Source organism: Streptococcus pseudopneumoniae, from assembly GCF_001076775.1.
Lineage (GTDB): Bacteria > Bacillota > Bacilli > Lactobacillales > Streptococcaceae > Streptococcus > Streptococcus pseudopneumoniae_G.
Genome location: NZ_JVGV01000024.1, coordinates 29,264 through 56,207, shown reverse-complemented (window position 1 = coordinate 56,207; position 26,944 = coordinate 29,264). Strand labels below are relative to the sequence as shown.

Sequence of the window (26,944 nt, the reverse complement as noted above, 5' to 3'; positions counted from 1 at the left end):
CTTAGCTGATTCGCCACTTGAGGTAGGCATCGATAAAACCATCTAGGTCCCCATCCATAACCTTATCTACCTGCGCAACTTCAAAGCTAGTTCGATGATCTTTTACCATAGTATAAGGCGTGAAAACATATGAACGGATTTGGCTTCCCCATGTGATTTCCTTTTTCTCACCCTTGAGGGAATCAACTTCCGCAGCTTTCTTTTCTTGCTCCATTTGATAGAGCTTAGCCTGCAACATCTTCATGGCACGATCTCTATTTCCATACTGGGTACGATCTACCGTTGATTGGACGACAGTTCCCGTAGGAATGTGTGTCAAACGCACTCCAGTTGAAACCTTATTGACGTTTTGTCCACCAGCACCACCTGAACGGAAGGTGTCCATCTTGATATCATCTTCACGGATTTCCACTTCAATGGTATCATCCAATTCTGGCATTACTTCCACCGATGTGAAAGAGGTATGGCGACGTTTAGCAGAGTCAAATGGTGAAATTCGCACCAAACGGTGTACCCCCATTTCTGACTTGAGAAGGCCATAGGCATTAGGTCCTTCAAATGATAAGGTTACTGACTTGATACCAGCTTCATCTCCTGCTTGGTAATCCAATACTTCCACTTTAAAGCCCTTAGCATTTCCATAGCGAGTGTACATACGAAGCAACATATCACCCCAGTCCTGAGCCTCAGTACCACCGGATCCTGGATGGATTTCCAAGATGGCATTGTTGTGGTCATAAGGTTCTGACAAGAGTAGAGTCATCTCGTAGCTGGTCATCATCTTATCAAGTTCTGATAACTGTTCAACCAATTCTTCATGCACCGACTCATCTTCAGCTAAAAAGTCTAATAAAATTTCAACTTCATCCTGCAACTCTTCCATTTTGTGGAAGGTGTTGTAAGTGTTTTTTAATTCATTTAATTCTTGCGACGTTTTTTGGGCCGCAATATTATCGTTCCAAAAATCAGGTTCTGTCATCTTGTTTTCCAAGATGGCAATCTCTTCCTCTAGACCCTCGAGGTCAAAGAGACCCCCTGAAAGAAGCTAATTTTTCACGATTTGCGTCAATTTTCTGACGAATTACTGAAATGTCCATAAATACTCCTTTTTTACATCATTTCATTATAGCATATTTTATCATTTCTTTCCATCTTTTGCTCTAATCCCCTTTTCATGAAAAAAGAAGCCTTTCGGCTTCCCTTCTTACAAGACTTTTGCTGAAGTACGAGTAATCTCTTCTACTTGAATATTCTCTGATTCAAATTTTTCTTTCAAGGCTGGTAAATCAATTGATCCTTCGATTTGAACTTCGATAATGACCTTACCATCTTTACGCGGAATATTGACTGTATGAGAGATATTCAAATTTTCTTCAACGATTAGAGAAACAATCTTACCAAGAACGCCAACTTCGTTTTCCGTAACAAAGCGCACACGAATTCCTTCCTCACCATAACCAGCAATTTCAAGAAAGGCTTGGAAAACGTCACGATCCGTAATAACCCCATAGACTTGATGGTTATCTACTACAGGAAGAATACCAATCTTATTTTTCAACATCAGATAAGTTGCATCCTCTAGACTCGCATAGCCTGAAACAGTGACAACATCGCGAATCATGACATCTTTTACTTTTGTCTTATTTAGAAGATAATTCATCTCATAGATAGAAAGACTTGTTGCCTTGGATGGACTAGCTTGGGCAATGGTTCCCTCAGTCACCAAACCAACCAATTGATCATTTTCGATAACAGGCAAGCGGTGCAATCCTTGCTCTCTCATCAAATCTGCTGCATGAGATACTGTTGTATCTGGACTAATATAAACTACCTTGCGGGTCATAAAATCTTTAACTGCCATGAGACTTCTCCTTTTCTATTCTTATCCCTATTATACAATCTTTTTGTAAATCTATCAAACGCTTACATTTCTTTTTCAAAATTCAGAAAAGTATGAATAAGCTAGCAAAAAGAGCTCTGAAATCGAGCTCTGTGAATGAAGGTAAGAAACGTTTCATTCGATTTTTTCAATTATTAGAAATCAACCTTTTAATGTAGATAAAGACTGCTTTACAATCTATATCTGTCAACTAAAAATGTCCCCCGGACTATAATGATGATTGCTTCGCAATCTCCATCTGCAACCTAAACTAGTCTCCCAGACTAGTTTAGCCACCAAGATACGCTTTTCTGACTTCTTCTGATGAGGCGAGTTCTTTTCCTGTTCCGGATAGAACGATTTTTCCTGTTTCCAGTACATAGCCTCGGTCAGAAATTGCGAGTGCTTTATTAGCGTTTTGTTCAATCAAGAGGACAGTTGTTCCTTGTTTCTGGATATCTTGAATGATATCAAAAATCTCTTGGATAAAGATTGGAGCAAGTCCCATTGATGGTTCATCTAAAAGAAGAAGTTTTGGAGTTGACATAAGAGCGCGTCCCATGGCAAGCATTTGTTGCTCCCCTCCTGAAAGAGTGGCTGCATCTTGGTTCTTGCGTTCTTCAAGACGAGGGAAGCGTGAGAAAACTTTCTTCAAGTTAGCTTGATTTTCTTCACGATTTTTCTTTAAGAAAGCTCCCATTTCTAGATTTTCCATAACAGTCAAGCCAGGAAAGACGTGGCGTCCTTCTGGAACTTGTGAAAGACCACCTGCCACGATTTTCTGAGCCGGCATTTTTTGGATTTCTTGACCTAAAAATTCAATCTTTCCAGAACTTGGTCTAACCAAACCAGACAAGGTACGGAGAATGGTTGTCTTACCTGCACCATTGGCACCGATAAGGGAAACAACTTCTCCTTCATTCACTTCAAAGCTTACATCACGGACTGCTTGGATCATACCGTAATGCACAGAAAGATTTTCAACTTTTAACATAGACATTAGGCTTCACCTCCTAGATAAGCTTCGATAACGCGTTTATTGGTCTTAATTTCGTCTGGAGTTCCTTGAGCAATCAAACGACCATATTCAAGTACGTAGATGCGTTCTGTAACTTCCATAACCAGATTCATATCGTGTTCAATCAGCATGATCGTAATCTTAAATTCATCTTTGATACGACGAATTAACTCAGTCAATTCTGCTGTTTCCTGTGGGTTCATACCTGCTGCTGGTTCATCTAAAAAGAGAATTTTAGGTTCCGTAGCGAGGGCACGAACAATTTCCAAACGACGTTGTTGTCCGTAGGCAAGATTTTTAGCAAGCGTTTCTGCATCACCATCTAAATCAAAGATTTTCAACAATTCCAAAGCCTTAGCCTTTAATTCTTTTTCACTCTTGTAAAAAGCTGGTAAGCGCAAAAAACTAGCAAAAACATGTTGTTTGTGATGGTTGCCAAAAGCAATCAAAACATTGTCCAAAACGGTTAAATCTTTAAAGAGACGGATATTTTGGAATGTACGTCCAAGTCCCAAAGAAGCAATCTTATAAGGTGCCTTTCCATTCAAAAGGTGACCATCTAGGGAAACTGTTCCCTCACTTGGTTCATAAACACCCGTCAAGAGGTTGAAAAGGGTGGTTTTACCTGCTCCGTTTGGACCGATTAGTCCAACCAGTTCCCCTTCGTTCAATTCAAGAGTCACATCTCCAACAGCTGTTAGACCGCCAAAATGTTTGGTTAACTGTTTTACTTCAAGTAATGCCATTAGTTTTGTTCCTCCTTCTTAGATTTTTTAAAGAAACGTGATAGGCTCAATTCCCATGTTCCAAGAAGTCCACCTGGTCTGAAAATCATTACCAATACCAAGGCCAAAGCGTAAATAATCATACGCACACTAGCAACATCTTGGAGAAGCATATTCAAAATTCCAAGAACAATAGCTGAAACGATTGCACCTGTAATGGAACCAAGTCCACCAAATACAACAATGATCAATACGTTGATTGAGTTGATGAAAGTGTAATCTTTCGGTACAACTGAACCGATAAATCCTGCCTGAAGTGACCCTGCAATACTTGCAGTAATAGCACCAAAGACAAAGGCGATGATTTTAATTTTAGTCGTATTAACCCCAACTGACTCAGCAGCAATTTCATCCTCACGAACAGAGAGAGTTGAACGACCAATTGGACTACGTAAGAAGTTCAAGGTTGCAATGGTTGTAATCACGACGAAGAAGTATACCATTTGCCAAGTTGTAAAGTTAGGAATTCCCAAGATACCTGCCGCACCATTTGTAAGGCTTCCACCATTGATGATAAAGATACGGATAATTTCAGAAACACCTAGAGTCGCTACGGCAAGATAGTCCCCCTTCAAGCGCAAGGTTGGAATTCCGACAAGTAAGGCAACTGCTCCTGAAAGTAAAGCACCTACCAGCATAGCTCCAAAGAAGGCACCGTAAGTTGGTGATTTAGAACCAATAATAGCAGCGGCATAGGCACCAATCGCCATGAAACCAGCATGCCCAAGTGAAAATTGTCCTGAAAAACCAACGATTAAGTTGAGACCAACAGCCAGAATAATATTAATTCCAATTTGTTGTAAAATCTGTACATAGAATAGATTGAGTACCCCAACTGAAACTAGTACACTAATCAAGCCATAGCCAGCTAACAAAAGGAGTAACCATAGAATATTAACTTTTAAATTTTCCTTCATCGTTTACACCTTCTCTTTCACATTTTTACCAAGGATACCAGCTGGGCGGACAATCAAGATCAACAACAAGATTCCATAAACAATGGCATCACGGAAGTCTGACATCCCAAAGGCTGTTGCAAAGGTTTCCAATAGACCAATTACAAATCCACCAAGCGCCGCACCAGGAATAATTCCGATACCACCAAGTACTGCGGCTACGAAGGATTTAAGACCTGGAGTAACCCCCATCAAAGGCTCTAGAGAGTTATAATAGAGGGCAATCAGAACACCAGCCGCACCCGCAAGAGCAGAACCCAAAGCGAAGGTAAAGCTGATAGTACGGTTTACATTGATCCCCATCAATTGCGCCGCATCGCTATCTACAGATACAGCACGCATGGCTTTCCCCATCTTAGTCTTTTGGACAATGACCTGTAACAAAATCATCAAAATCAAGGAAATGGCCAAAATCATTAACTGAACGTTTGTTAGACTAATTGGACCCAAATCATAGCGAACTGTTTGAATCGCTTGAGGGAAGGCACGGGTATTGGCACCAACCAGATAGACCATTCCATACTCCAATAGGAAGGAAACCCCAATAGCTGTGATCAAAACAGCAATACGAGTAGAGTGGCGCAAAGGTCGATAAGCAAGAAACTCAATCACGACACCAAGGACAGCTGTAGCTAGCATCGCTACGATAAGCGCTACAAAGAAATTCATTTGGAAAGAATTAATCAAGAAATAACCAATAAAGGCTCCCATCATATAAATATCACCGTGGGCGAAGTTGATGAGCTTGATAATTCCGTAAACCATGGTATATCCTAGGGCTAATAGCGCATAAACACTACCTAGAATCAAACCATTTACTAGTTGTTGGAGCATAAGATTCACTCTTTCTATATATAATTTCGAGGGTTCTCCCTCACTTTTTGATAGGTTCTTAAACATCGAAACAGGGAGTGAGTCCGAGGCTCATTCCCTATTTCAACATTTTCTATTATGGTTTTACAACTTCTGCTGCTTCAACCTTACCATTGTTCATGGTCATCATGTAAGCAGTTTTGACTGTGTTGTGGTCTGCATCGAAGCTTGTTTGACCAGTTACACCTTCAAAGTCTTTTGTTTTAGCAAGGTTGTCTTTGATCTCACCTGAGTTTTTGGCACCTTTTGCTGCGTTTGCTACAAGGTGAACTGAGTCATAAGCCAAGGCTGCAAATGTTGAAGGCTCTTCATTGTACTTAGCACGGTAAGCGTCAAGGAAGGCTTTTGCTTTAGCTGAAACTTCTACAGTAGTTGAGAAGCCTGAGATAAAGTAGATGTTTGATGCTTTTTCAGGAGTTGCTTGTTGTACAAACTCTTCACCGTTGAATCCATCACCACCAACGATTGGTTTGTCAATTCCCATACCACGCGCTTGGTTTACAATTTTACCAGCCTCATTATAGTAGCCAGGAACAACGATGGCATCAAAATCTTTCCCTTTCATTTTTGTAAGGGCTGCTTGGAAGTCTGTGTCACCTGCTACGAAAGTTTCATCAGCAACGATTTCACCCTTGTATGACTCGCGGAAAGATTTGGCAATCCCTTTAGCATAGTCACTGGCATTGTCAGTGTAAAGAACAACTTTCTTAGCTTGCAATTTATCAGAAACATAGTTTGAGATAATTTTTCCTTGGAAGCTATCTTGGAAAGTTCCGATAAAGAGGTAATCTTGACCTTTAGTCAATCCATCTTGAGTCGCACTTGGTGAAATCAATGGAACACCTGCTTTTGTAGCGTTCGCTACCGCAGCTGCAGTTGCACCAGATGTCGCAGGTCCTACGACTGCTGATACCTTAGATTGGGTTACAAGGTTAGTTGTTACTGAAGCCGCCTCAGCTGTTTCAGACTTGTTATCTTTATCGACTACTTCGATTTGTTTTCCATCGATACCACCTGCTGCATTGATTTCATCAACGGCAAGTTGGGCACCTTTTTGTTCAGCTGTTCCGTATGCAGCTAAAGAACCTGATTCTTCAAAGTTAAATCCGATTTTGATTGTCTTTTCCTCTACTGAGTTACCAGCAGCATTTGACGCTCCAGACTTCACTTCTCCACAGGCTGCAAGAAGAGCTACACTTGCAAGCGCCACAAACGATAGGGCAAATTTTTTCTTCATCTTTTTTGTCTCCTTATTTCTTAAATAAATAGCATGTTAAGAATATACCGAATTATCAGAAAATTGTCAACACTTTTCTTAAACTTTTTCGATGATAACGTTTTCCTCTCGATGAAGATTGCCCACAAAGGGTGTTTCCAGCTCTTGGATATGACAAACTCTGACTTTTTTTATAAACTTTTCCTTGCTCAAGCGCCCGACCAATTGCTCCACTTCTTGAGTTGGAACATAAAGCTGTAAGTAACGATGTTTCTTGGAATGATAGGTAATATCTCCATAATCCTGCAGTTTTTTGGCATCACGATTATAGTAAAGATAGATAATCAAGCCAGATCGATTGACTTTTTCAAACATGATAAATCCTCTTTCTAAGAAATCTCTCCCTATTATACCAAAAAAAGCAAACCCAGTCGAGTTTGCCTTCTTTCATCATTAGTTCAATGAATTGTTGGCCATGATTTCATCAATAAAGCCATATTCAAGTGTTTCTTGGGCACTCATCCAGTTATCGCGTTCTGCATCTGCGTGGACTTTTTCGATTGACTGACCTGAATTTTCAGCCAAGATTTTTTCCAAGGTGTTACGAGTTTTAAGCAAGTGTTCTGCAGCGATCGCCATATCAGTTTGTTGGGTACCACCACCTGTACCCCCCATTGGTTGGTGGATCATATACTCTGCATTTGGAAGCATGAAACGTTTGCCTTTTGCTCCACTTGATGCGATGACTGTCCCCATAGATGCAGCCATTCCCATAACGATGGTTTGGACATCTGCCTTGATAAAGTTCATGGTATCAACGATTGCCAAACCAGCTGAAACGGAACCACCTGGTGTATTGACATAAAGGTAAATATCCTTTGTACTATCTTGGGCATCCAAGAAAAGCAATTGGGCAATAACTGAGTTGGCCATGTTGTCTTCAACTGGGCCTGTTAGCATAATGATGCGGTCTTTGAGAAGACGTGAGTAAATATCGTAGGAACGTTCCCCACGGCTTGTTTGTTCAATAACTACAGGAATCATTCATTTCTCCTTTTGAGTTTTATTTGTCAAATGACTGAAGATAAGACTATTATAATATCTAGGTCAAAAAAGGTCAAATTTTTGCTCTGTTTTCAGCAGACAGAAACAAAAATTCAACCTCCTTTCACGACTGGAAATCCTTTTCCAAGTCAATCTTCTTTTCGATCTTATTTCGTACCGAACAAGCGGTCTCCAGCATCTCCAAGACCTGGAACGATATAACCGTGTTCGTTCAAGCGTTCATCCAAGGCTGCTGTAAAGATTTCTACATCTGGATGAGCTTCTTGAAGGGCTTTTACACCTTCTGGTGCAGATACAAGGCAGACAAATTTGATATTTGATGCGCCACGTTTTTTAAGCGAGTCAACAGCCAAGATTGCTGAGCCACCTGTTGCCAACATTGGGTCTACTACAAAAATTTGACGTTGGTCAATATCCTCAGGCAATTTCACCAAGTACTCAACTGGTTGAAGCGTTTCTTCATCACGGTACATACCGATGTGACCAACCTTAGCAGCTGGAACCAAGCTCAAGAGCCCATCAACCATCCCGATACCTGCACGCAAGATTGGAACGATGGCCAATTTCTTACCTGCCAATTGTTTTTGAACTGTTTTTGTGATTGGTGTTTCGATTTCCACATCTTCTAGTGGAAGATCACGAAGTACTTCATACCCCATCAACATTGCAATCTCATCTACTAGCTCACGAAAAGCTTTTGTAGAAGTATCTGTACGACGCAAGATTGACAATTTGTGTTGAATCAGTGGATGATTAATAACTTCAATTTTTCCCATTTTTGGAATTCCTTCTTTCAATTTATTCTTCTTATTATACCAAAAAACGGTTTAAAAATCTTTCTAAACCATTTATTTTTGATAATTTTTACATTAAATCTGCCTCTTTTAGAGCTGCTTGTACTGTCTCAAGTGGTAAATGAGTTAATTCTGTTCCTTTTTCTTGATAAAGGTATTGGGCGTAGTCGTCCATTCGGTACTGGTTGATATAAACCACGCGCTTACAACCAACCTGCAATAATTGTTTGGTACAGTTCAGACAAGGAAAATGGGTTACATAGGCTGTAAAACCTTTTGGAACACCACGTTCAGCACCTTGAAGAATAGCATTAACCTCTGCGTGAAGAGTGCGAACACAGTGGCCTTCAATGACCAGACATTCGTGATCAATACAATGCTCGGTACCTGACACCGAACCATTATAACCAGTGGAAATAACTTTATTATCCTTAACCAGAATTGCACCCACTTTGGCACGTTTACAAGTGGAACGATTGGCAATCAGTAGGGCTTGAGCTGCAAAATACTCATCCCAGGCTAGTCTTTTTTCAGTCATATCTCTTCTCCTTTTTCTCTATTTTTTAAAAAATGGTAAACCTAAGTCCGCAATCTTTTCAGCAGGTACCTTCATGCCATCCTTGATCCATTTTAGAAGGACAGAGACGATGGCTGAGCTCCAGAAGGAATGAAGATAAGAGCTGACCCCTTTTGATTTCCCATGGTATTTTTCTAGAAATTCCTGCATGGCTTGGACAAAGATTTTTTCCAGATGGTAATCTAAGGCAAGTTGAATCACTCTGGCTTCCTTTCTTGCTTCTCGGAAAAGGTGAACCCAGACCAGATAAAGGTCTGTCTTTAAATCATAATGATGCAACTGTTCCATAATATTGTGGACAGTTCGTTTAAAGACGCTTTCTAAAATCTCCTCTTTAGAATCATAATTGCGATAAAAAGCCGCACGCGAAACGCCTGCACGTTTGACCAATTCAGAAATACTAATCTTGGTCAAGTCCTTTTTTTCCAAGAGCTGCAAGAGGGCTGTTTCGATGGCTTCTCTAGTTAATAAATTGGATTCTTGGTTTGATTTTCTGAGATTTTCAAGAGATTTTTCAGAGATTCTACGTTCAGACATAACATTTTCTTTCTACTTGTCACAACAGACAGATAAGGCTTTTGTTTCAAGGGTTTTCATGATATAATTGTAAAAAAAGACAGAACCTTTGTCAATGTATAACTGACAAAGATGGAGAATTTCTATGACTTGGAAGATTATTGCTGACTCTGGTTGTGATTATCGTCAACTGGCAAAAGCAGCTATTGACACGACCTTTGTAAGTGTTCCCTTAACCATTCAAGTAGCTGATCAGATTTTTGTTGATGATGCCAGTCTTGATATTGACCAAATGATGGAAACCATGTATGCAACTGCAGAAGCTTCAAAATCAGCTTGTCCAAGTCCAGATGACTATTTGCGAGCATTTGAAGGAGCCAAAAACATTTTCCTAGTAACCATCACAGGTACTCTCTCTGGCAGTCACAATAGTGCTCAACTAGCCAAGAATATTTATCTGGAAGAACATCCTGACACTAAGATTCATGTAATTGATAGTTTGTCTGCTGGTGGGGAGGTTGACTTGCTCGTAGAAAAATTGAATGACTTGATTGACCAGGGCTTATCTTTTGAAGAAGTGGTTGAAGCTATCACCGCCTATCAAGAAAAAACCAAGTTGCTCTTTGTCCTAGCTAAAGTCGATAACTTGGTTAAAAACGGCCGTTTGAGCAAGCTTATCGGTACGGTCGTTGGCCTTCTCAACATCCGTATGGTCGGAGAAGCTAGTGAAACTGGAACCCTCGAATTGCTACAAAAAGCAAGAGGACCAAAGAAATCGATTCAGGCAGCATATGAAGAGTTAGTGAAAGCAGGATATGCTGGTGGCCGTATTGTCATGGCCCAACGCAATAACGAGAAATGTTGCCAACAGCTTTCAGAGCGAATCCGTGAAAATTTCCCACAGGCGGATATTAAAATTCTCCCAACATCTGGTCTCTGCAGTTTTTATGCAGAAGATGGTGGTTTACTGATGGGATATGAAATTGATTAATTGCATTCTTGACAAGAGGTGACCATCATCTCTTGTTTTTTTATGGTACAATAGAGCTATGAAACATTTTGATACTATTGTCATCGGTGGAGGTCCTGCTGGTATGATGGCTACGATTTCCAGTAGTTTTTATGGACAGAAAACCCTCCTCATCGAAAAAAATCGGAAACTTGGAAAAAAATTAGCTGGGACTGGTGGGGGACGGTGCAATGTAACCAACAACGGAACTCTAGACGATCTACTAGCTGGAATCCCTGGAAATGGTCGCTTTCTTTACAGTGTTTTCTCCCAGTTCGATAACCATGATATCATTAACTTTTTTACAGAAAATAGTGTTAAACTTAAAGTCGAAGACCACGGCCGTGTCTTTCCGGCCAGCGACAAATCTCGAACCATTATCGAAGCACTGGAAAAGAAAATCATGGAGCTAGGTGGTCAAGTTGCTACTCAAACAGAGATCGTTTCTGTTAAAAAAGTAGATGATCAGTTTTTCCTTAAATCATCTAATCAAACCTTCACTTGCGATAAACTCATTGTCACAACTGGTGGTAAATCCTATCCTTCTACTGGTTCGACTGGTTTTGGTCATGAGATTGCCCGTCATTTTAAACACACCATTACCGAGCTTGAAGCTGCCGAGAGCCCATTGTTGACTGATTTTCCACACAAGGCGCTTCAAGGAATTTCACTAGACGATGTGACCCTAAGTTATGGCAAACATGTCATCACTCACGATCTGCTCTTTACCCACTTTGGTTTGTCTGGCCCTGCTGCCCTACGTATGTCTAGCTTTGTCAAGGGTGGGGAGATTCTCTCACTCGATGTTTTGCCTCCACTTTCTGAAAATGACTTGGCTGCATTTCTAGAAGAAAATCGGGAAAAATCCTTGAAAAATGCTTTAAGAACCTTGTTGCCAGAACGCTTGGCAGAATTTTTTGTGCAAGGCTATCCTGAAAAAGTCAAACAGTTGACTGAAAAGGAACGAGAACAACTGCTCCAGTCTATCAAAAACCTCAAAATCCCTGTGACTGCTAAAATGTCCCTCGCCAAGTCCTTTGTTACCAAAGGTGGCGTCAGTCTCAAGGAAATCAATCCTAAAACTCTAGAAAGTAAGCTGGTCCCTGGCCTCCACTTTGCGGGCGAGGTACTGGATATCAATGCTCATACGGGGGGCTTTAACATCACTTCTGCCCTCTGTACCGGCTGGGTGGCGGGAAGCCTGCATTATGATTAAAAACTCTATAGTAGAAAAATCGGAAGAATACTCCTCCGATTTTATTTTGTCTGAGTTTGGACATAGTGGGCAATCACATCTGATGTGTACTGGGCTGTTCCAGGTCCAAATTTGTCAATGTTTTCCTTAAATTCTGGGTTGTAGACGTAGCCTTTACCGATGTGACCGAATACCTCAATAGAGCAGTCAAATCCATAAGTACGGATGGCTTGCAAGAGTTTGGCAGCTTCTTCTTGGTTTTCTGTTGCTGTTACAGGTAGACCAGCTTGAAGATTTTGTGCCAAAGCTTGAAAAACTTGGTTGAAGGCAGCTGTAGCCTCGTTTTCGTGACCTTTCTGGCGCTCCAGCGCTTGGTCCATGACTTCTTGTCCATATTTCTCTACCGCCTCTTGGTGGTATTTTTGATGGTCTTGGTAGTTAAATCCAGCGAATTTTTCCTCAATGCTCATTTCTCTTTCTCCTTTTTGTTCTTGAATGGTTTTTTGCAAGGTTGAAATCAAGGTATCCAGATGTTGCCTTTCTCTGGTCAAATAGTCCAACTGTCTGGTCAAGTGAGGCAACAAATCTGATCTATCTTCCTTTAACAGCTCTGCTATTTTTTCCAAAGAAAAACCTAGATATTTGTAGTAAAGAATGACCTGAAGGCGTTCCAAATCCTCTTGACTGTAAGTTCGATATCCGTTTTCTGACTTTAAAGGGACCAGAAGGCCTATCTTGTCGTAGTGGTGCAGGGTCTTGACAGAGACACCTGAAAGCTGGGCAGCTTCTTTTATATGGTACATGATTTCCTCCTTCCACTAATAGTATAACCCCTCCCCTTAGGTCAGAGTCAAGTGTTTTTATGAGATTTTTTAAACTGTTAAAGAAAGGTCTAAAAGCTTGAAAATGGTTTTCTTGACAGGCCTTAGAAAACATGATAGGATAGTCAAGTCTATCAATCAAAAGAAACGCTCATCTTGAGTACTGATGAGGCTATTTGCCAAGGGCAGTAGCTTTTTCTTTTGCAACACTAATTTTAGGAGTTTAACTATGTCTGAAAAATCGCAATGGGGTTCTAAACTGGGCTTTATCCTAGCATCTGCTGGTTCAGCCATCGGACTTGGTGCCGTTTGGAAATTCCCCTACATGACTGCTGCTAACGGTGGAGGAGGCTTTTTACTGGTCTTTCTCATTTCCACTATTTTAATCGGTTTCCCCCTTTTGCTAGCTGAGTTTGCCCTCGGCCGAAGTGCTGGTGTTTCAGCTATCAAAACCTTTGGAAAACTCGGCAAGAATAGCAATTATAACTTTATCGGTTGGATTGGTGCCTTTGCCCTCTTTATCCTTTTATCGTTTTACAGTGTTATTGGGGGCTGGATTTTAGTCTATCTAGGCATTGAGTTTGGAAAATTGTTCCAACTTGGTGGAACGGGTGATTATGCTCAGTTATTTACTTCAATCATTTCAAATCCAGCCATTGCTCTAGGAGCTCAAGCGGCCTTTATCTTATTGAACATCTTTATTGTATCACGTGGTGTTCAAAAAGGGATTGAAAGAGCATCGAAAGTCATGATGCCTCTGCTCTTTATCATCTTTGTCGTCATCATCGGACGCTCTCTCAGTTTGCCAAATGCCATGGAAGGGGTTCTTTACTTCCTCAAACCAGACTTTTCAAAACTGACCAGTGCTGGTCTCCTCTATGCTCTGGGACAATCTTTCTTTGCCCTCTCACTAGGGGTTACAGCCATGCTGACCTATGCTTCTTACTTGGATAAGAAAACCAATCTGGTCCAGTCAGGAATTTCTATTGTAGCCATGAACATCTCGGTATCCATCATGGCGGGTCTAGCCATTTTCCCAGCCATGTCAGCCTTCAATATCCAATCTGAAGGAGGACCGAGCCTGCTCTTTATCGTCTTGCCTCAACTCTTTGACAAGATGCCTTTTGGAACCATTTTCTACATCCTCTTCCTCTTGCTCTTCCTCTTTGCGACAGTCACTTCTTCTGTCGTTATGCTGGAAATCAATGTGGGCAATATCACCAATCAGGACAACAGCAAACGTGCCAAATGGAGTGCCATTTTAGGAATCTTGACCTTTGTCTTTGGAATTCCTTCAGCCCTATCTTACGGTGTCATGGCGGATGTTCACATCTTTGGGAAGACCTTCTTTGACGCTATGGACTTCTTGGTTTCCAATCTCCTTATGCCATTTGGAGCTCTCTGCCTTTCACTCTTTACAGGCTATATCTTTAAAAAGGCTCTTGCAATGGAGGAACTCCATCTCGATGAAACAGCATGGAAACAGGGACTGTTCCAAGTCTGGCTCTTCCTTCTTCGTTTCATCATTCCAATCATCATCATCGTGGTTTTCATCGCCCAATTTATGTAATCAAAAAGGACTTGAGTAATAAACTCAAGCCCTTTCTTTTTTATGGATGGCTAACAATCAATTCCAAATCTTGTCCTTCCAAGGTCCAAGCTTCTACATCACTTGGTAGGATAAAGTGGCTACCTTTTTGAATTGGATAGTTTTTCCCGTCAACAGTAAGCTGACCTTGACCAGCTAAGACACTGAATAAGCTGTAGTCAGCTGTCTTTTCGAAGTCAACTTTTCCAGTAATTTCCCACTTGTAAACTGCAAAGAAATCATTGGATACAAGGAGAGTGGAACGCAAATCATCTGCTTTAACAGTTACAGGACGGCTATTTGCAGGCTCACCAATGTTCAAGACATCAATGGATTTTTCAAGGTGAAGTTCACGCAAGTTACCATTATCATCCTTACGGTCAAAGTCATAGACACGATAGGTGGTGTCACTAGACTGCTGGGTTTCAAGAATCAAGATGCCTGCTCCGATAGCATGCATGGTGCCACTTGGAACATAGAAGAAATCTCCAGCCTTAACAGGTACTTTGGTAAGCAAGGCATCCCAGTTCTTGTCCTCAATTTGCTGGCGGAGTTCTTCTTTTGACTTGGCATTGTGACCATAGATAATCTCTGAACCTTCATCCGCAGCGATGATGTACCAGCATTCTGTTTTTCCAAGTTCGCCTTCATGCTCGAGTCCGTAAGCATCGTCTGGATGAACTTGAACACTGAGCCAGTCGTTAGCATCCAGAATCTTAGTCAACAGTGGAAATACAGGTTCTGGACGATTGCCAAACAATTCACGGTGCTCTGCATATAAAGTAGCAAGATCTGTTCCCTCGTAGCGACCATTGGCAACTTTAGAGACACCATTTGGATGGGCTGAGATGGCCCAATATTCTCCGATTTTTTCACTTGGGATGTCGTAGCCAAACTCATCACGTAGCTTGGTACCACCCCAGATTTTTTCTTGCATAACTGATTGTAAAAATAATGGTTCTGACATGTCGATCTCCTGTCTGATTTTTCTCCCCTCATTATAGCAAAAAAAGAGTTCCAGTTGAACTCTTTTTCACATCTTATAAAGTAGGGAGAAGATTTTATAAAAATAGTGAATAAATGTGATCTACTCAATGATTGCACCATTGCTGGCAATGACATCCTTGTACCAGTAGAAGGATTTCTTCTTGCTACGTTTGAGGCTTCCATGACCAGCATTATCTCGATCCACATAGATAAAGCCATAGCGCTTGTTCATTTCGCCTGTTCCAGCTGAAACCAGATCGATACAGCCCCAAGTCGTATAACCAAGCAAGTCAACTCCATCTTGGTAAATGGCATCTCGCATAGCCTTGATGTGAGCTTCTAAGTAAGCAATCCGATAGTCATCTGCTACATAACCATTTTCATCCGGTGTATCCATAGCACCGAGTCCATTTTCTACGATGAACATAGGCTTTTGGTAACGATCCCAGATGGCATTGAGGGTGATGCGAAGGCCAAGTGGGTCAATCTGCCATCCCCATTCTGAGGATTCAAGATAAGGATTTTTGAGAGAGGCAAAAACATTTCCAGCAGTTAATTCTTTAACTGCTGGATCACCTGACGCCACTCGACTTGCATAGTAAGATAAGGAAACAAAGTCAACAGTATTGTTCTTCAACAAGTCCAGATCCTCAGCCGTCATTTGAATCTCAATCCCCTCACGCTCCCACTGCTTCTTGGCATAGTTTGGGTATTCCCCACGCGCTTGAACATCAATGAAGAAGTAACTCTTGCGGTCTTCCTCCATGGCTGCCCAGTAGTCTCTCGGATGGGCTGTGTTAGGATAGTATTGCCCTGCTGCCAACATACATCCCACCTTGTTTTCTGGGTCAATTTCGTGGGCAATTTTCGTCGCAAGGGCTGAAGCTACTAGCTCATGGTGGGCAGCCTGATATTTAACCTGTTCTTGATTTTCTCCTTCTTCAAAACAGAGTCCAGCTCCCATAAAGGGTGCATGGAGAATCATGTTGATTTCATTGAAGGTTAGCCAGAATTTGACCAAGCCCTTATAGCGGGTAAAGAGTGTGCGACAAAGTTTTTCATAGAAGTCTAACATCCGACGATTGCGCCAACCACCGTATTCTTCAATCAAGTGCATAGGACAGTCGAAATGCGTAATGGTAACCAGAGGTTGGATTCCATACTTATAACATTCCTTAAACAAGTCCTCATAAAAGGCTAGACCAGCTTCATTTGGCACTGTTTCGTCGCCCTTAGGAAAAATCCGAGTCCAAGCAATGGAAAGTCGATAAGTCTTAAAGCCCATCTCTGCAAAAAGAGCAATATCTTCCTTGTAATGATGGTACATATCAATGGCTTCTTTGGCTGGGTAAAAATAGTCCTCCTCAAACGAAAACATCTTTTTCTGACCTGTGATAATGGCTTCACGATCTGGTCCAATGGGTACCACATCAACGTTAGCTAAACCACGCCCATCGAGATTATAAGCACCCTCACATTGATTAGCTGCCGTAGCACCACCCCAGAGGAAGCCCTCTGGAAATTGTAGTATTTCTGTCATCACTTTACCTCACTTGATTTGCTAGTTCTATTATACTAAAAAGGGGACAAAAAGTTTGGAACTATCTGGGTAATGATGTCCTGAGCTTGCTCAAATGTACGAAAAAAAGACTGAAACCAGTCTTCTTTTTAAATCAAAGCTGTAATAGCTGTCACTAGGCCAAAAACGATACCTGGTGCATTGGCAGCAGCAAGGGGGATATCTCTTTCTTTTTTGAAAAGACCGTAGTAAACCCAGAGACTACAGTTGATGGCAGCAACCAAGGGCTGGATGAAATTTCCTTTTTGACCAGCCAGATTGTTCATGATTTGTGGGAAGTAAGACACATACATCATAACAGACATAAAGGTCGCTACCCAACCTAAAATTTTCATTTGTTTTTCAGACATTTTCAAAACCTCTTTCATTTTTACTGAATCTTATTTTAAAATATTCTTTCAAAACAATCAAGTCTTTAAAACTTTTGTTATAAAGATATAAACTATCACAATCTTGTTATAAGAAAGAGGGAACAGAAAAAAGACCGAATTGCTCCGTTCTGTTTACTCAATCAAATATTAGAAAATGAATACTCCTTTTCAATGAATCGATTGATTGATGGTAAATAAGCCGTTAGAAATTATTGACAGTATCGAAATTTTCTAGTAAAATGAATTTTGTTAATACCTAAATGGTGTGTAGTTTTCTATCAACATAGTCAGGAGAAAAGGAACTTATGCTAAAAAAATTTAATGAATTGTCACTGAAAGATAAGGCTTATCTAATTGGCGGTTTGAGCTTATTAGTCATTGTGATCTCATTTGGTCTACTCAATCGTCAAACAGTAACTGTCAGTCTTGTCTTTACACAACTATCTGCTCCCTTGATTTTGGTGATTTTTACTTGTCTAGTAATCGGGATCATTGCTGGTAGTGCTATTGGTATTAGCTATCACCATAACAAGACTCAAGATCTGAGAAGCCGCATTGCTGAAGCAGAAGCGACTATCAATATAAAAGACAGGGAGCTTGTCCAGTACGAGGAACAGGTGCAACAATTAAAACAGGAAGCCAAACAATAAGTGTAGAAATCATAACCACCCGTGAAAACGGGTGGTTTTTTGTCTCGCACCTAACGGAGCGAGACGGACTGAAAGTCGCATAAATACAAAAAAGATCGAATTGCTCCGATCTTTTTAAGTTTCACTCCAAGAATGTTTAGATAAAAAATTTGATAATAGAATTACCTACTTCATACGATAAAAATCAAGCACTAGACCAGCAGGACCTTTAACTAATAAGGACTCTGTTCCCCAATCGGTTACAGTTGGACCGTTTAAAACCTGGATACCAAGCTCGTTCAACCGTTTGTAGTTCTGGTCTACATCCTCAACCTCGATATGAATAATGATTCCTGACTGAAAATCTTCCAAAGGAATCAAATGATTTTGGGACAACATCAGACAGTGACTGCCAATCGTAAATTGAGCAAAACTGTCATCAACATAATCGGATTTTTTATCCAAAATACGCTCCAAGTCAGCACATACTTGGGGAACATCTGAAACGATAATATCTAATTGATTTAAATTCATTTACTATCCTCCATAAAAAGACCGGATTGCTCCGATCTTTTCAAGTTTCTCTCTATGAAAATCAAAGAATAAACAAGGCATCAAACCGCAGGCAGTACTGGAGTACGGCAAGGTGAAGATAACGCAGTTTACATTTGATTTTCGACGAGAGAAATTATTTAATTGCGCGTGATTGCAATCCTTCTTCTTCCAAGAAGAGGCGGAATGGTACGAGTTCTTCTGCTTCGTATTTTTCCTTGAAAGCTTTGATTGCTTCCTCTGAGTGAAGTTTTGGATCCAATTCAAGTACTTCTACTGGAAGTGGACGGTGTTCAGTGATGCGAGCATCGATAACGACAGTTTTACCTTCTTTGCTCAATTTAACAGCTTCTGCAACAACTGCATCGATGTCTTCGATACGGTCAACTGTAAATCCAACAGCTCCTTGAGCTTCAGCGATTTTCGCATAGTCAGCATTAGGGAAGTCACAACCAAACAAGTGTTTGTTTGTGTCTTCGTATTTGTCCTTGATGAAGGCATATTTACCATTTGAGAAGACAACGTTGATAACTGGAAGGTCGTATTGAACGTTTGTGATAACGTCTGGGTAGCACATGTTGAATGCACCGTCACCCATGATGTTCCATACTTGGCGATCTGGATTGTCTTTCTTAGCAGCGATACCACCAGGAAGGGCAATACCCATTGTCGCAAAGAGTGGAGATGTACGCCACATGTTCTTAGGTGTCATGTGAAGGTGACGAGTAGATGTTTGAGTAGTGTCACCTACGTCGATTGAGTAGATAGCGTCTTGATCAGCATGTTTGTTGATTGCATTGTAAACTTGATACAATTGCAATTCACCCTCAGTTTTACCTTCGATTTTGTTCATGTAATCACGCCAGTTTTGGTTGTTCTTAACGTTTGCACGCCACCATGGAGTAGATTCAACTGGGTTCACTTTGTCAAGGATAGCTTTAGCTGCTTGACCTGCATCACCAAGGATTGAAGCGTCTAGGGCATGACGTTTACCAAGTTTGTAAGGGTCGATATCCACTTGGATGAATTTTTCAGTATTCTTGAATGCTTGGTAAACTTCAGCAAATGGGAAGTTTGAACCAAGGAAAAGAACTGTGTCTGCTTCAAAGACCACTTCGTTGGCTGGCTTCCAACCAACACGGTAAGCAGAACCTGTCAAACCTTCATAGTTCCATTCAAAGGCTTCAAAGTTTTTACCAGTTGTGATGATTGGTGCTTTGATTTTACGTGACAATTCAGTAATCACTTCACCAGCTTTAACACCACCGTAACCAGCATAGATAACTGGACGTTCAGCATTGTTCAAGATTTCAACAGCTTTGTCGATTTCAACTTCGTTCAAAGCAGGAGCGATGAATGAACGTTCGTATGAACCTGAACCGTAGTATGAATTTTCGTCGATTTCTTGGAAACCGAAGTTTACTGGGATTTCAACAACAGCTGGACCTTTTTTAGAAACTGCAGCACGGCAAGCTTCGTCGATTACTTTTGGCAATTGCTCAGCGTAAGCTACACGTTTGTTGTATACAGCGATACCGTTGTACATTGGGTTTTGGTTCAATTCTTGGAAAGCATCCATGTTGAGTTCGTTAACTGGACGTGATCCAAGGATTGCTAGGAATGGAGTGTTATCCATAGCTGCATCGTAAACACCGTTAATCAAGTGAGTCGCACCTGGACCACCTGAACCAACTGCAACCCCGATTGAGCCGCCGAATTTAGCTTGCATAACCGCTGCAAGAGCACCTGTTTCTTCGTGACGAACTTGCAAGAAGCGGATATCTTTGTCTTCAGCCAAAGCATCCATCAATGAGCTGAGTGTTCCTGATGGGATACCGTAGATTGTGTCTACGCCCCATGTTTTCAATACATTAAGCATTGCTGCAGATGCAGTAATTTTCCCTTGAGTCATAATGATAACTCTCCTTCAAATATTTTTAAATCTACTAAAAAAGGTTTCATATAGTTTTTGAAAACGTTTCAGTAAATTTTTACACTACTAATTTATCACATTTATTTTGACTTTACTAAGAATCTGCTCAGAAGTTTTTATTCTCTATTACAGTACAGTTTGAAAACGTTTTTAGTTTCTGTTTTATAATACTCAATGAAAATCAAAGAACAAACTAGAAAGCTAGCCGCAGGTTGCTCAAAACACAGCTTTGAGGTTGCAGATAAAGCTGACGTGGTTTGAAGAGATTTTTGAAGAGTATAAAAAGCGAGCAAGCCCGCTTTTAATCTATTTTACTAAAGTTTAGTAAGAGTGAACTAGTCAGAACGGATACAGAACTAAAGGCCATGGCTAGACCAGCTACTTCTGGATTGAGGGCCAGTCCAACACCAGAAAAGACTCCTGCTGCAATCGGAATTCCGGCGACATTGTAGATAAAGGCCCAGAAAAGATTGAGCAGAATTCGATTAAAGGTTTTCTTACTCATGTCAAATGCACGAACCACGCCTAGGAGGTTATTGGTTGTCAACACTAAATCTGCTGACTCGATGGCAATATCTGTTCCAGCTCCCATAGCAATCCCCACATCTGCTACACTAAGGGCAGGAGCGTCATTGATACCATCCCCAACAAAGGCTACTTTGCCAGCCGCTTGTAGTTTATGGATTTCATGAGCTTTTTCTTCTGGCAAGACACCTGCAATGACCTCTTCGATTCCGATTTGATCTGCAATAGCACGCGCCACACCAGCATTGTCTCCTGTCAGCATGACTGTTTTAAGACCTCGTTTTTTCAACTGACTGATGGCAAGCTTAGCATTTTCCTTAGGAATATCTTGCAGAGCAAGCAAGCCTTTGATTTCATTCTCAACAGCCAAGAACACAACTGTCTTAGCTTCTTTTTCCAGTTCTTCTAGTTTTTCTTGATAAGTGCTAGAAATGTTCATGCCATCCAGCATTTTAGCATTTCCAAGCAGAACTTGTTTTCCATTGATTTGCCCTGAGACACCTTTTCCGTGCAAGGCTTGGAAATTTTCAACAGTTTGAAGCTCAAGTCCAGCTTCACTCGCTCGTTTCACAACGGCTTCAGCCAGTGGGTGTTGAGAAGCTTCTTCCAAGGAAGCTGCCAATCCAAGCACTTCTACTTCGTCGCCGATGATATCTGTGACCACAGGTTTCCCTTCAGTCAAAGTCCCTGTTTTATCAAAGACGATAGTTTGAACTTTCTGGATTTCCTGTAGAACCGTTCCATTTTTGAGGAGAACTCCCATCTTGGCACTGCGACCTGTCCCCACCATAAGGGCTGTCGGTGTTGCAAGTCCCAATGCACAAGGGCAGGCAATAATCAGAACTGCTACTCCATAGAGAAGCGAAGACACAAAGCTCGCTCCAAGCACAACTACACTATCCCTGAGCAAGACGAACCAAACCCAAAAGGTCACAATCCCTAAAATGACAACTGCTGGGACAAAAATCCCTGAAATCTTATCCGTCAAGTCCTGAATCGGCGCACGACTTGTCTGAGCTTTCTTCACAAAATCCACAATCTGAGCCAAAACAGTCTCTGAACCAACTTTTTCTGCTCTAAAAACAAGTGTTCCACTATTATTGATGGTTGAACCAATGACGGTATCTCCAACTGTCTTGTCCACAGGCAGACTCTCACCTGTCACCATAGACTCATCAATACTAGAGATACCTTCTACTACGACACCATCAACCGCAATCTTTTCACCGGGACGCACTCGAATCAGGTCACCTACCTTGACTTGGTCCAAGGGGACTTGAACATAGTTATCCTCACGCAAGACTTCTGCAGTTTTAGCCTGCAAGTCAAGTAATTTCTCCACAGCTTGGGAAGTATTTTTCCGCATTTTCTCCTCAAAAACGGCTCCCATAAGAACGAAGAAGAAGATAAATGCAGCACTTTCAAAGTAAACGGGGAGACCTGCAAAGAGGGCAACTAGGCTATAGCCATAGGCTACTAGGGTTCCCAGAGCAACCAAGGTATCCATGTTGGCATTGTGCTTTTTAAAACTAGCCCAAGCACTTTGGATATAAGGACCACCTGCTACTAGCATAATCGGTGTTGTGGCTAAAAAGGTGCCCCAACGCATGACTTGGTGACTAATTCCTCCTGTCGACATCCCAATCATGAGGATCACAAGAGGCACAGTAAAGATACTAGTAATCCAAAAACGCTGTAAAAGTGATAGAGATTTTCGAGTCTTCTCAACAACTGTATAACTTCCCTTTTGCATCTTCATACCACAAGAAAATTCATGTTGACCTAATTCTTGAGGTGTAAAACGAATGACTTTCTCCTCATCTACGCCGATTGGTTCCAAGATGCCTTCTTCTTCAAACAGAATTTCCTTATAACAGTTTGAAGGTGTCACACGGTGAAAGGTGAACTCAGCAGGAACTCCTTTTTGCAGTTGAATGTGGGCTGGATGGTAGCCTTTGTCTGCCGTGATACGGATTTTTTGAACACCACTTTCAAGACTTGCTTTTACAATTTCAGTCATATCATTCTCCTATTCTACAATCATCTTGCCGTGCATCATATTCATGCCACAAGAGAAACCATACTCTCCAGCCTGCTCAGGCGTGATTTCCACTACATACTCTTCTCCCATAGGCAGGTCCGCATGTACACCAAAGTCTGGAAAAACAATTTGGTCCAAACAGGGTGAAGGGTCCTTACGGTCAAAGACAATGCGGGCTGGCACTGATTTCTTGAGGATGATCAACTCAGGCGTATAGCCCCCCATGACCTCCACTCGAATCTCTTGGTAGCCCTTTTTTTGCTGGGCCTTTTGTCCAGATTTTTCAGGCTTTTTGAAAAACCAAAACAAGATAAACGCGATAAGGGCAATACAAATAATGGTTACAATAATATTCAACATGACGTCTCCTTTACATACAATTACATTTTACTTCTGTTACAGCGCTTGATTTCTTCTCTGAAATCACAGCTTCTAAGTCTTCCAAGTCAGCCAGAGTAAAATCACATTCCATAATCAAATCAGCCAACAAATTCTTAATCCTACGGGAACAAACCTTGTCCTTGATATCTTGGACAAGTAAATCCCGACTTTGATCCAAAGTTAAAATTGCTGAATAGACAAAGGATTTGCCTTCTTTTTTCCTCGTCAGGCACTCTTTCTCAACCAAACGAGCCAAAAGAGTCTGAATGGTCGACTTGGACCAGTCGAACCGCTCCGCCAGAACCCTAATCAAATCTGAACTAGTCTGCTCTCCTTGCATCCAAATAATCTTCATGACCTGCCATTCTGCATCTGAAATCTGCATCAGCACACCTCCAAAATCTACATTTGTCAATTACAATTATCAGTATACTCCCAAAATCTACATTTGTCAATTATTAAAATAAGCTTTTCTTTGAAAAATAGAATTTTAATCATTTGAAAAACGATTTGCAGTCAAATCTTACTATATAAAATATAAAAATATGCTATACTAAAGAAAAAAGAAAACAACCACTAGGGGTGCGTAAAGCTGAGATTAACAACTGTTAGACCCTTTGACTCAATCTAGGTAATGCTAGCTGATGGAAGTGGAAATGATAATGGGGACTAGCAGTCTTCTATTGCCTTTCTAAAACAGACTAGCTTGTTCTTAAGAATACAAACTTCAGTTGGTTGGGAGGTTTTAGATGACTTATTTACCCGTTGCTTTGACCATTGCAGGGACTGACCCTAGTGGTGGTGCTGGCATTATGGCTGATTTAAAGTCGTTCCAAGCTAGAGATGTCTATGGAATGGCCGTTGTGACCAGTCTTGTCGCTCAAAATACCAGAGGTGTTCAATTAATCGAGCACGTTTCTCCTCAAATGTTGAAAGTCCAATTGGAGAGTGTCTTTTCGGATATTCCACCTCAGGCTGTAAAAACTGGAATGTTGGCAACTACTGAAATCATGGAAATCATCCAGCCCTATCTTAAAAATCTGGATTGTCCCTACGTCCTTGATCCTGTTATGGTCGCTACTAGTGGAGACACTCTGATTGATTCCAGTGCTAGAGACTACCTAAAAACAAATCTGCTTCCCCTTGCAACCATTATCACTCCGAATCTTCCTGAGGCAGAAGAGATTGTTGGTTTTTCAATCCATGATCCTGAAGACATGCAGCGTGCTGGTCGCCTGATTTTAAAAGAATTTGGTCCTCAGTCTGTGGTAATCAAAGGTGGGCATCTCGAAGGCGGTGCTAAGGATTTCCTCTTTACCAAGGATGACCAATTTATCTGGGAAAGTCCACGAATTCAAACCTGTCATACACATGGTACTGGATGTACCTTTGCTGCAGTGATTACTGCTGAACTAGCCAAGGGGAAAACCCTCTATCAAGCAGTCAATAAAGCCAAGGCCTTTATCACGAAAGCCATCCAAGACGCCCCTCAACTCGGTCATGGTTCTGGCCCAGTCAACCATACAAGCTTTAAAGATTAAAAAAAACTCTCTAGTTCCCACTTTAAGGGAATTAGAGAGTTTTTATATTCTTAGAAAATCTCTTCAAACTATGTCAGCTTTATCTGCAACCTCAAAGCAGTGCTTTGAGCAACCTGCGACTATCTTCCTAGTTTGCTCTTTGATTTTCATTGAGTATTGATTAGAAAATAATGTCATCCAACTTTGTCAAAAAGGCTTGAGTTTTTGCCTCTATATCTTCTGCCTGCATCAAATCACGCACTACAGCTACACCAGCTATGCCAGTGCCGATAAGTTGGTCAATATTCTCTGATGTCAAGCCTCCGATAGCAACTACTGGAATAGCGACCCTTTGGCAAATTGTCTTCAAGGTTGAAATCAGGGTGATAGGCGCATTTTCCTTGGTCGTAGTCGGGAAAATGGCTCCTGTCCCCAAGTAATTCGCCCCTCCTTCTTCTGCCTCGAGAGCTCTTTTTACAGTTTTAGCTGTAACACCGAGGATTTTGTCAGGGCCCAAGACTTGTCGGGCAACCGAAACTGGTAGTTCATCGTCTCCGATATGCAGACCAGCAGCATCAACCGCAAGACAAACATCCAAACGATCATCGATTATCAGGGGTACCTGATAGGCATCTGTTATTTCCTTGACTTCTTTTGCCAGTTGATAATATTGATTGGTTGTGAGATTTTTTTCTCGTAATTGGACTATGGTAACCCCTGAACGGCAAGCCCTCTCAATCTTTTCAAGAAAACTTTCCAAGGAATCTTGGTAGCGGTTGGTTACCAGATACAGTCTAAGTGCTTCTCTATTCATAAATGTCTCCTTTGATGGCATCTAGCCAATTTTCATCTCTTTTGAGGAGCGAAAGCTGATTGAGTACTTGGTAACGAAATTCTTCCAATCCCATTCCTTGAACAACTATTCTCTCAGCAGAAATATTAAGATAAGAAACCGCTAGGCAAGAAGCTTCAAAGGCAGTCTTTCCTTGGCTGAGAAAAACAGCTGTCAAGGCTCCAACCAAGTCTCCTGTCCCTGTTATCCAGTCTAATTCTGCACAGCCATTTCCCAGTACAGCGACCTGATTCTTCGAAACGATGAGGTCCTTGGGGCCTGTGACTAAGAATGACATACCTGGATAGGTCTGACACCAGTCTTTCAAAACTTGAAGTAAATCCTCAGTTTCTTGATCTTTAGCACTCGCATCGACCCCAACCCCGTGGTGTTTTAAGCCAACAAGACTTCGGATTTCTGACATGTTTCCTTTAAGGACCGTAGGTCTATAGTCTAAAAGGTCTCTAACTAAAGTCTTCCGAATGACTGAAGCTGTTACGCCAACCGCATCTACTACCATTGGAAGAGAAACTTGAGCTGCATAAGAAGCTGCTATACGGATTGCTTTTTCCTTCTCAGCTGAGAAGTGCCCCAAATTGATGAAGAGTGCCTGGCTTTGCTTAGTAAAATCAAGAACCTCACGGGGATCATCTGCCATAACTGGTTTACATCCCAGAGCCAAAATCCCATTTGCTAGCATCTCACAAGAAATCTCATTGGTAATACAGTGAATTAGGGAACTATAGCCTATAGGAAAAGGATTTGTCAATGCTTGCATCAGTCTATCCTTTCAACAAAGAAATATCCCTGAACTTTTTTAAAGAATTCCTGCTTGATTAAAAATCGAAAGGCAATAAAGGAAATCGCTGTACCAATCAAGGTTGCTCCGAAAAATCGAGGAGTATAGATAAACCAGCTAAGCTTTGCAGCTGATCCTGTAAAGAGTACCATAACAGGATAGGAAACAATAGAACCAATAATACCTGTTCCCAAAATTTCTCCTAGAGCGGAATAATGAAATTTTCGACCATACTTATAAAAGAGACCTGCTAGAAGGGCTCCAAAAGTTGCTCCTGTGAGAGCTAAAGGCGGAATCCCTTGAGTCGTCATACGGATAAAGGCTGTCACTGTAGCCATAGCCAAGGCATAAACAGGTCCCATCATGATTCCTGCTAGAATATTGACTACACTGGACATCGGTGCCATTCCCTCAATCCGAAAGATAGGCGTAAGAACTACATCAAGGGCAATCATCATAGATAAAATGGTTAATTTGTGAACTTGCAATTGGTTCTTTCTCAT

29 protein-coding genes and 1 riboswitch are annotated in these 26,944 nt (G+C 41.2%); of the genes, 5 read left to right on the top strand and 24 right to left on the bottom strand.

Annotated elements, in window-relative coordinates; translation table 11 throughout:
* Nucleotide 1 precedes the first annotated feature (1 nt).
* From prfB to ADJ60_RS07360, 12 genes are all read right to left on the bottom strand, one after another.
* Nucleotides 2-1,097, bottom strand: a protein-coding gene (gene prfB / locus ADJ60_RS07415; protein WP_101784613.1) for a peptide chain release factor 2 whose coding sequence is annotated in 2 segments (ribosomal slippage) — nt 2-1,024 and nt 1,026-1,097 — 1,095 coding nt in all. Because the reading frame shifts where the segments join, the coding sequence is not laid out codon by codon here.
* 107 nt (nt 1,098-1,204) lie between these two features.
* Nucleotides 1,205-1,861, bottom strand: a complete 657-nt coding sequence (locus tag ADJ60_RS07410) for a CBS domain-containing protein (protein ID WP_000268673.1) — start codon at nt 1,859-1,861, stop codon at nt 1,205-1,207.
* Between the two features lie 307 nt (nt 1,862-2,168).
* Nucleotides 2,169-2,879 (bottom strand): ABC transporter ATP-binding protein, encoded by a 711-nt coding sequence (locus ADJ60_RS07405; RefSeq protein WP_000062219.1) that lies wholly within the window; start codon nt 2,877-2,879, stop codon nt 2,169-2,171.
* On the bottom strand, nt 2,879-3,643 hold the full coding sequence (locus ADJ60_RS07400; RefSeq protein ID WP_049544406.1) for an ABC transporter ATP-binding protein: 765 nt from the start codon (nt 3,641-3,643) through the stop codon (nt 2,879-2,881). The genes ADJ60_RS07405 and ADJ60_RS07400 overlap by 1 nt, the downstream gene beginning before the upstream one ends.
* The gene (locus ADJ60_RS07395) at nt 3,643-4,599 is read right to left on the bottom strand and encodes a branched-chain amino acid ABC transporter permease (RefSeq protein ID WP_000662290.1); all 957 of its coding nucleotides are present in this window, start codon (nt 4,597-4,599) and stop codon (nt 3,643-3,645) included. The genes ADJ60_RS07400 and ADJ60_RS07395 overlap by 1 nt, the downstream gene beginning before the upstream one ends.
* A 3-nt stretch (nt 4,600-4,602) precedes the next feature.
* Nucleotides 4,603-5,472: a branched-chain amino acid ABC transporter permease gene (locus ADJ60_RS07390; RefSeq protein ID WP_033677574.1), complete on the bottom strand. Its 870-nt coding sequence runs from the start codon at nt 5,470-5,472 to the stop codon at nt 4,603-4,605.
* 115 nt (nt 5,473-5,587) lie between these two features.
* A complete protein-coding gene (locus ADJ60_RS07385) occupies nt 5,588-6,748 on the bottom strand; it encodes an ABC transporter substrate-binding protein (protein WP_049544404.1) in 1,161 nt (386 codons plus the stop codon).
* A gap of 78 nt (nt 6,749-6,826) precedes the next feature.
* A complete protein-coding gene (locus ADJ60_RS07380) occupies nt 6,827-7,102 on the bottom strand; it encodes a YlbG family protein (RefSeq protein ID WP_049524618.1) in 276 nt (91 codons plus the stop codon).
* A 78-nt stretch (nt 7,103-7,180) separates the two neighbouring features.
* Nucleotides 7,181-7,771 (bottom strand): ATP-dependent Clp protease proteolytic subunit ClpP, encoded by a 591-nt coding sequence (clpP, locus tag ADJ60_RS07375; RefSeq protein WP_000613475.1) that lies wholly within the window; start codon nt 7,769-7,771, stop codon nt 7,181-7,183.
* A gap of 167 nt (nt 7,772-7,938) precedes the next feature.
* A complete protein-coding gene (upp, locus tag ADJ60_RS07370) occupies nt 7,939-8,568 on the bottom strand; it encodes a uracil phosphoribosyltransferase (RefSeq protein ID WP_000515974.1) in 630 nt (209 codons plus the stop codon).
* 88 nt (nt 8,569-8,656) lie between these two features.
* Nucleotides 8,657-9,124, bottom strand: coding sequence for a deoxycytidylate deaminase (locus tag ADJ60_RS07365; protein WP_000136973.1), 468 nt, complete (start codon nt 9,122-9,124; stop codon nt 8,657-8,659).
* An 18-nt stretch (nt 9,125-9,142) separates the two neighbouring features.
* Nucleotides 9,143-9,700, bottom strand: a complete 558-nt coding sequence (locus tag ADJ60_RS07360; RefSeq protein ID WP_000004135.1) for a TetR/AcrR family transcriptional regulator — start codon at nt 9,698-9,700, stop codon at nt 9,143-9,145.
* 124 nt (nt 9,701-9,824) lie between these two features.
* Between ADJ60_RS07360 and ADJ60_RS07355 the strand changes: the two genes are divergently transcribed.
* Together ADJ60_RS07355 and ADJ60_RS07350 are read left to right on the top strand one after the other, a co-directional pair.
* Nucleotides 9,825-10,670, top strand: a complete 846-nt coding sequence (locus ADJ60_RS07355) for a DegV family protein (protein ID WP_049544402.1) — start codon at nt 9,825-9,827, stop codon at nt 10,668-10,670.
* Nucleotides 10,671-10,728: 58 nt separating this feature from the next.
* Nucleotides 10,729-11,904 carry an NAD(P)/FAD-dependent oxidoreductase gene (locus ADJ60_RS07350; RefSeq protein WP_049544400.1) on the top strand — a complete coding sequence of 392 codons (1,176 nt, stop codon included), beginning with the start codon at nt 10,729-10,731 and terminating at the stop codon, nt 11,902-11,904.
* 41 nt (nt 11,905-11,945) lie between these two features.
* Here the strand turns inward: ADJ60_RS07350 and ADJ60_RS07345 are convergent, their stop codons facing one another.
* Complete coding sequence (locus ADJ60_RS07345; protein WP_004256800.1) at nt 11,946-12,686, bottom strand: MerR family transcriptional regulator; 741 nt, start codon at nt 12,684-12,686, stop codon at nt 11,946-11,948.
* 247 nt (nt 12,687-12,933) lie between these two features.
* Between ADJ60_RS07345 and ADJ60_RS07340 the strand changes: the two genes are divergently transcribed.
* Nucleotides 12,934-14,274, top strand: a complete 1,341-nt coding sequence (locus ADJ60_RS07340) for a sodium-dependent transporter (protein WP_033687199.1) — start codon at nt 12,934-12,936, stop codon at nt 14,272-14,274.
* 40 nt (nt 14,275-14,314) lie between these two features.
* Here the strand turns inward: ADJ60_RS07340 and manA are convergent, their stop codons facing one another.
* The 3 genes from manA to ADJ60_RS07325 form a co-directional block, all read right to left on the bottom strand.
* Nucleotides 14,315-15,259, bottom strand: a complete 945-nt coding sequence (gene manA, locus ADJ60_RS07335; protein ID WP_033687200.1) for a mannose-6-phosphate isomerase, class I — start codon at nt 15,257-15,259, stop codon at nt 14,315-14,317.
* A gap of 120 nt (nt 15,260-15,379) precedes the next feature.
* Nucleotides 15,380-16,819 carry a 6-phospho-beta-glucosidase gene (locus tag ADJ60_RS07330; protein WP_049544396.1) on the bottom strand — a complete coding sequence of 480 codons (1,440 nt, stop codon included), beginning with the start codon at nt 16,817-16,819 and terminating at the stop codon, nt 15,380-15,382.
* A gap of 128 nt (nt 16,820-16,947) precedes the next feature.
* Nucleotides 16,948-17,208: a SemiSWEET family transporter gene (locus ADJ60_RS07325; protein ID WP_001291473.1), complete on the bottom strand. Its 261-nt coding sequence runs from the start codon at nt 17,206-17,208 to the stop codon at nt 16,948-16,950.
* A gap of 326 nt (nt 17,209-17,534) precedes the next feature.
* Between ADJ60_RS07325 and ADJ60_RS07320 the strand changes: the two genes are divergently transcribed.
* Nucleotides 17,535-17,879: a lipopolysaccharide assembly protein LapA domain-containing protein gene (locus tag ADJ60_RS07320; protein WP_000913393.1), complete on the top strand. Its 345-nt coding sequence runs from the start codon at nt 17,535-17,537 to the stop codon at nt 17,877-17,879.
* 165 nt (nt 17,880-18,044) lie between these two features.
* Here ADJ60_RS07320 and ADJ60_RS07315 read toward each other — a convergent pair whose 3' ends face one another.
* From ADJ60_RS07315 to ADJ60_RS07295, 5 genes are all read right to left on the bottom strand, one after another.
* Nucleotides 18,045-18,392, bottom strand: a complete 348-nt coding sequence (locus ADJ60_RS07315; RefSeq protein ID WP_049524630.1) for a VOC family protein — start codon at nt 18,390-18,392, stop codon at nt 18,045-18,047.
* A 154-nt stretch (nt 18,393-18,546) separates the two neighbouring features.
* Nucleotides 18,547-20,322 carry a pyruvate oxidase gene (spxB, locus tag ADJ60_RS07310; protein WP_049544395.1) on the bottom strand — a complete coding sequence of 592 codons (1,776 nt, stop codon included), beginning with the start codon at nt 20,320-20,322 and terminating at the stop codon, nt 18,547-18,549.
* Nucleotides 20,323-20,644: 322 nt separating this feature from the next.
* Nucleotides 20,645-22,888, bottom strand: coding sequence for a heavy metal translocating P-type ATPase (locus ADJ60_RS07305; protein ID WP_049544393.1), 2,244 nt, complete (start codon nt 22,886-22,888; stop codon nt 20,645-20,647).
* 9 nt (nt 22,889-22,897) lie between these two features.
* Complete coding sequence (locus tag ADJ60_RS07300; RefSeq protein WP_024057754.1) at nt 22,898-23,269, bottom strand: cupredoxin domain-containing protein; 372 nt, start codon at nt 23,267-23,269, stop codon at nt 22,898-22,900.
* Nucleotides 23,270-23,279: 10 nt separating this feature from the next.
* Complete coding sequence (locus tag ADJ60_RS07295) at nt 23,280-23,675, bottom strand: CopY/TcrY family copper transport repressor (protein WP_049544392.1); 396 nt, start codon at nt 23,673-23,675, stop codon at nt 23,280-23,282.
* Nucleotides 23,676-23,858: 183 nt separating this feature from the next.
* Nucleotides 23,859-23,956: riboswitch (TPP riboswitch) on the top strand.
* An 83-nt stretch (nt 23,957-24,039) separates the two neighbouring features.
* Here ADJ60_RS07295 and thiD point away from each other — a divergent pair.
* Nucleotides 24,040-24,831: a bifunctional hydroxymethylpyrimidine kinase/phosphomethylpyrimidine kinase gene (thiD, locus tag ADJ60_RS07290; RefSeq protein ID WP_049544390.1), complete on the top strand. Its 792-nt coding sequence runs from the start codon at nt 24,040-24,042 to the stop codon at nt 24,829-24,831.
* Nucleotides 24,832-24,991: 160 nt separating this feature from the next.
* Here thiD and thiE read toward each other — a convergent pair whose 3' ends face one another.
* The 3 genes from thiE to thiW are packed head-to-tail and all read right to left on the bottom strand — an operon-like array spanning nt 24,992 to nt 26,944.
* Entirely contained in the window at nt 24,992-25,624 is a 633-nt protein-coding gene (gene thiE / locus ADJ60_RS07285) for a thiamine phosphate synthase (RefSeq protein ID WP_049544388.1), read from the bottom strand.
* Complete coding sequence (locus ADJ60_RS07280) at nt 25,617-26,420, bottom strand: hydroxyethylthiazole kinase (protein ID WP_049544386.1); 804 nt, start codon at nt 26,418-26,420, stop codon at nt 25,617-25,619. Before ADJ60_RS07280 ends, thiE begins: the two co-directional genes overlap by 8 nt.
* The gene (thiW, locus tag ADJ60_RS07275; protein ID WP_049544385.1) at nt 26,420-26,944 is read right to left on the bottom strand and encodes an energy coupling factor transporter S component ThiW; all 525 of its coding nucleotides are present in this window, start codon (nt 26,942-26,944) and stop codon (nt 26,420-26,422) included. Before thiW ends, ADJ60_RS07280 begins: the two co-directional genes overlap by 1 nt.

Coding starts and splice junctions, on each gene's coding strand:
- ADJ60_RS07410 (WP_000268673.1), bottom strand. CDS start 1,861: ATGGCAGTTAAAGATTTTATGACCCGCAAGGTAGTTTATATTAGTCCA.
- ADJ60_RS07405 (WP_000062219.1), bottom strand. CDS start 2,879: ATGTCTATGTTAAAAGTTGAAAATCTTTCTGTGCATTACGGTATGATC.
- ADJ60_RS07400 (WP_049544406.1), bottom strand. CDS start 3,643: ATGGCATTACTTGAAGTAAAACAGTTAACCAAACATTTTGGCGGTCTA.
- ADJ60_RS07395 (WP_000662290.1), bottom strand. CDS start 4,599: ATGAAGGAAAATTTAAAAGTTAATATTCTATGGTTACTCCTTTTGTTA.
- ADJ60_RS07390 (WP_033677574.1), bottom strand. CDS start 5,472: ATGCTCCAACAACTAGTAAATGGTTTGATTCTAGGTAGTGTTTATGCG.
- ADJ60_RS07385 (WP_049544404.1), bottom strand. CDS start 6,748: ATGAAGAAAAAATTTGCCCTATCGTTTGTGGCGCTTGCAAGTGTAGCT.
- ADJ60_RS07380 (WP_049524618.1), bottom strand. CDS start 7,102: ATGTTTGAAAAAGTCAATCGATCTGGCTTGATTATCTATCTTTACTAT.
- clpP (WP_000613475.1), bottom strand. CDS start 7,771: ATGATTCCTGTAGTTATTGAACAAACAAGCCGTGGGGAACGTTCCTAC.
- upp (WP_000515974.1), bottom strand. CDS start 8,568: ATGGGAAAAATTGAAGTTATTAATCATCCACTGATTCAACACAAATTG.
- ADJ60_RS07365 (WP_000136973.1), bottom strand. CDS start 9,124: ATGACTGAAAAAAGACTAGCCTGGGATGAGTATTTTGCAGCTCAAGCC.
- ADJ60_RS07360 (WP_000004135.1), bottom strand. CDS start 9,700: ATGTCTGAACGTAGAATCTCTGAAAAATCTCTTGAAAATCTCAGAAAA.
- ADJ60_RS07355 (WP_049544402.1), top strand. CDS start 9,825: ATGACTTGGAAGATTATTGCTGACTCTGGTTGTGATTATCGTCAACTG.
- ADJ60_RS07350 (WP_049544400.1), top strand. CDS start 10,729: ATGAAACATTTTGATACTATTGTCATCGGTGGAGGTCCTGCTGGTATG.
- ADJ60_RS07345 (WP_004256800.1), bottom strand. CDS start 12,686: ATGTACCATATAAAAGAAGCTGCCCAGCTTTCAGGTGTCTCTGTCAAG.
- ADJ60_RS07340 (WP_033687199.1), top strand. CDS start 12,934: ATGTCTGAAAAATCGCAATGGGGTTCTAAACTGGGCTTTATCCTAGCA.
- manA (WP_033687200.1), bottom strand. CDS start 15,259: ATGTCAGAACCATTATTTTTACAATCAGTTATGCAAGAAAAAATCTGG.
- ADJ60_RS07330 (WP_049544396.1), bottom strand. CDS start 16,819: ATGACAGAAATACTACAATTTCCAGAGGGCTTCCTCTGGGGTGGTGCT.
- ADJ60_RS07325 (WP_001291473.1), bottom strand. CDS start 17,208: ATGTCTGAAAAACAAATGAAAATTTTAGGTTGGGTAGCGACCTTTATG.
- ADJ60_RS07320 (WP_000913393.1), top strand. CDS start 17,535: ATGCTAAAAAAATTTAATGAATTGTCACTGAAAGATAAGGCTTATCTA.
- ADJ60_RS07315 (WP_049524630.1), bottom strand. CDS start 18,392: ATGAATTTAAATCAATTAGATATTATCGTTTCAGATGTTCCCCAAGTA.
- spxB (WP_049544395.1), bottom strand. CDS start 20,322: ATGACTCAAGGGAAAATTACTGCATCTGCAGCAATGCTTAATGTATTG.
- ADJ60_RS07305 (WP_049544393.1), bottom strand. CDS start 22,888: ATGACTGAAATTGTAAAAGCAAGTCTTGAAAGTGGTGTTCAAAAAATC.
- ADJ60_RS07300 (WP_024057754.1), bottom strand. CDS start 23,269: ATGTTGAATATTATTGTAACCATTATTTGTATTGCCCTTATCGCGTTT.
- ADJ60_RS07295 (WP_049544392.1), bottom strand. CDS start 23,675: ATGCAGATTTCAGATGCAGAATGGCAGGTCATGAAGATTATTTGGATG.
- thiD (WP_049544390.1), top strand. CDS start 24,040: ATGACTTATTTACCCGTTGCTTTGACCATTGCAGGGACTGACCCTAGT.
- thiE (WP_049544388.1), bottom strand. CDS start 25,624: ATGAATAGAGAAGCACTTAGACTGTATCTGGTAACCAACCGCTACCAA.
- ADJ60_RS07280 (WP_049544386.1), bottom strand. CDS start 26,420: ATGCAAGCATTGACAAATCCTTTTCCTATAGGCTATAGTTCCCTAATT.
- thiW (WP_049544385.1), bottom strand. CDS start 26,944: ATGAGAAAGAACCAATTGCAAGTTCACAAATTAACCATTTTATCTATG.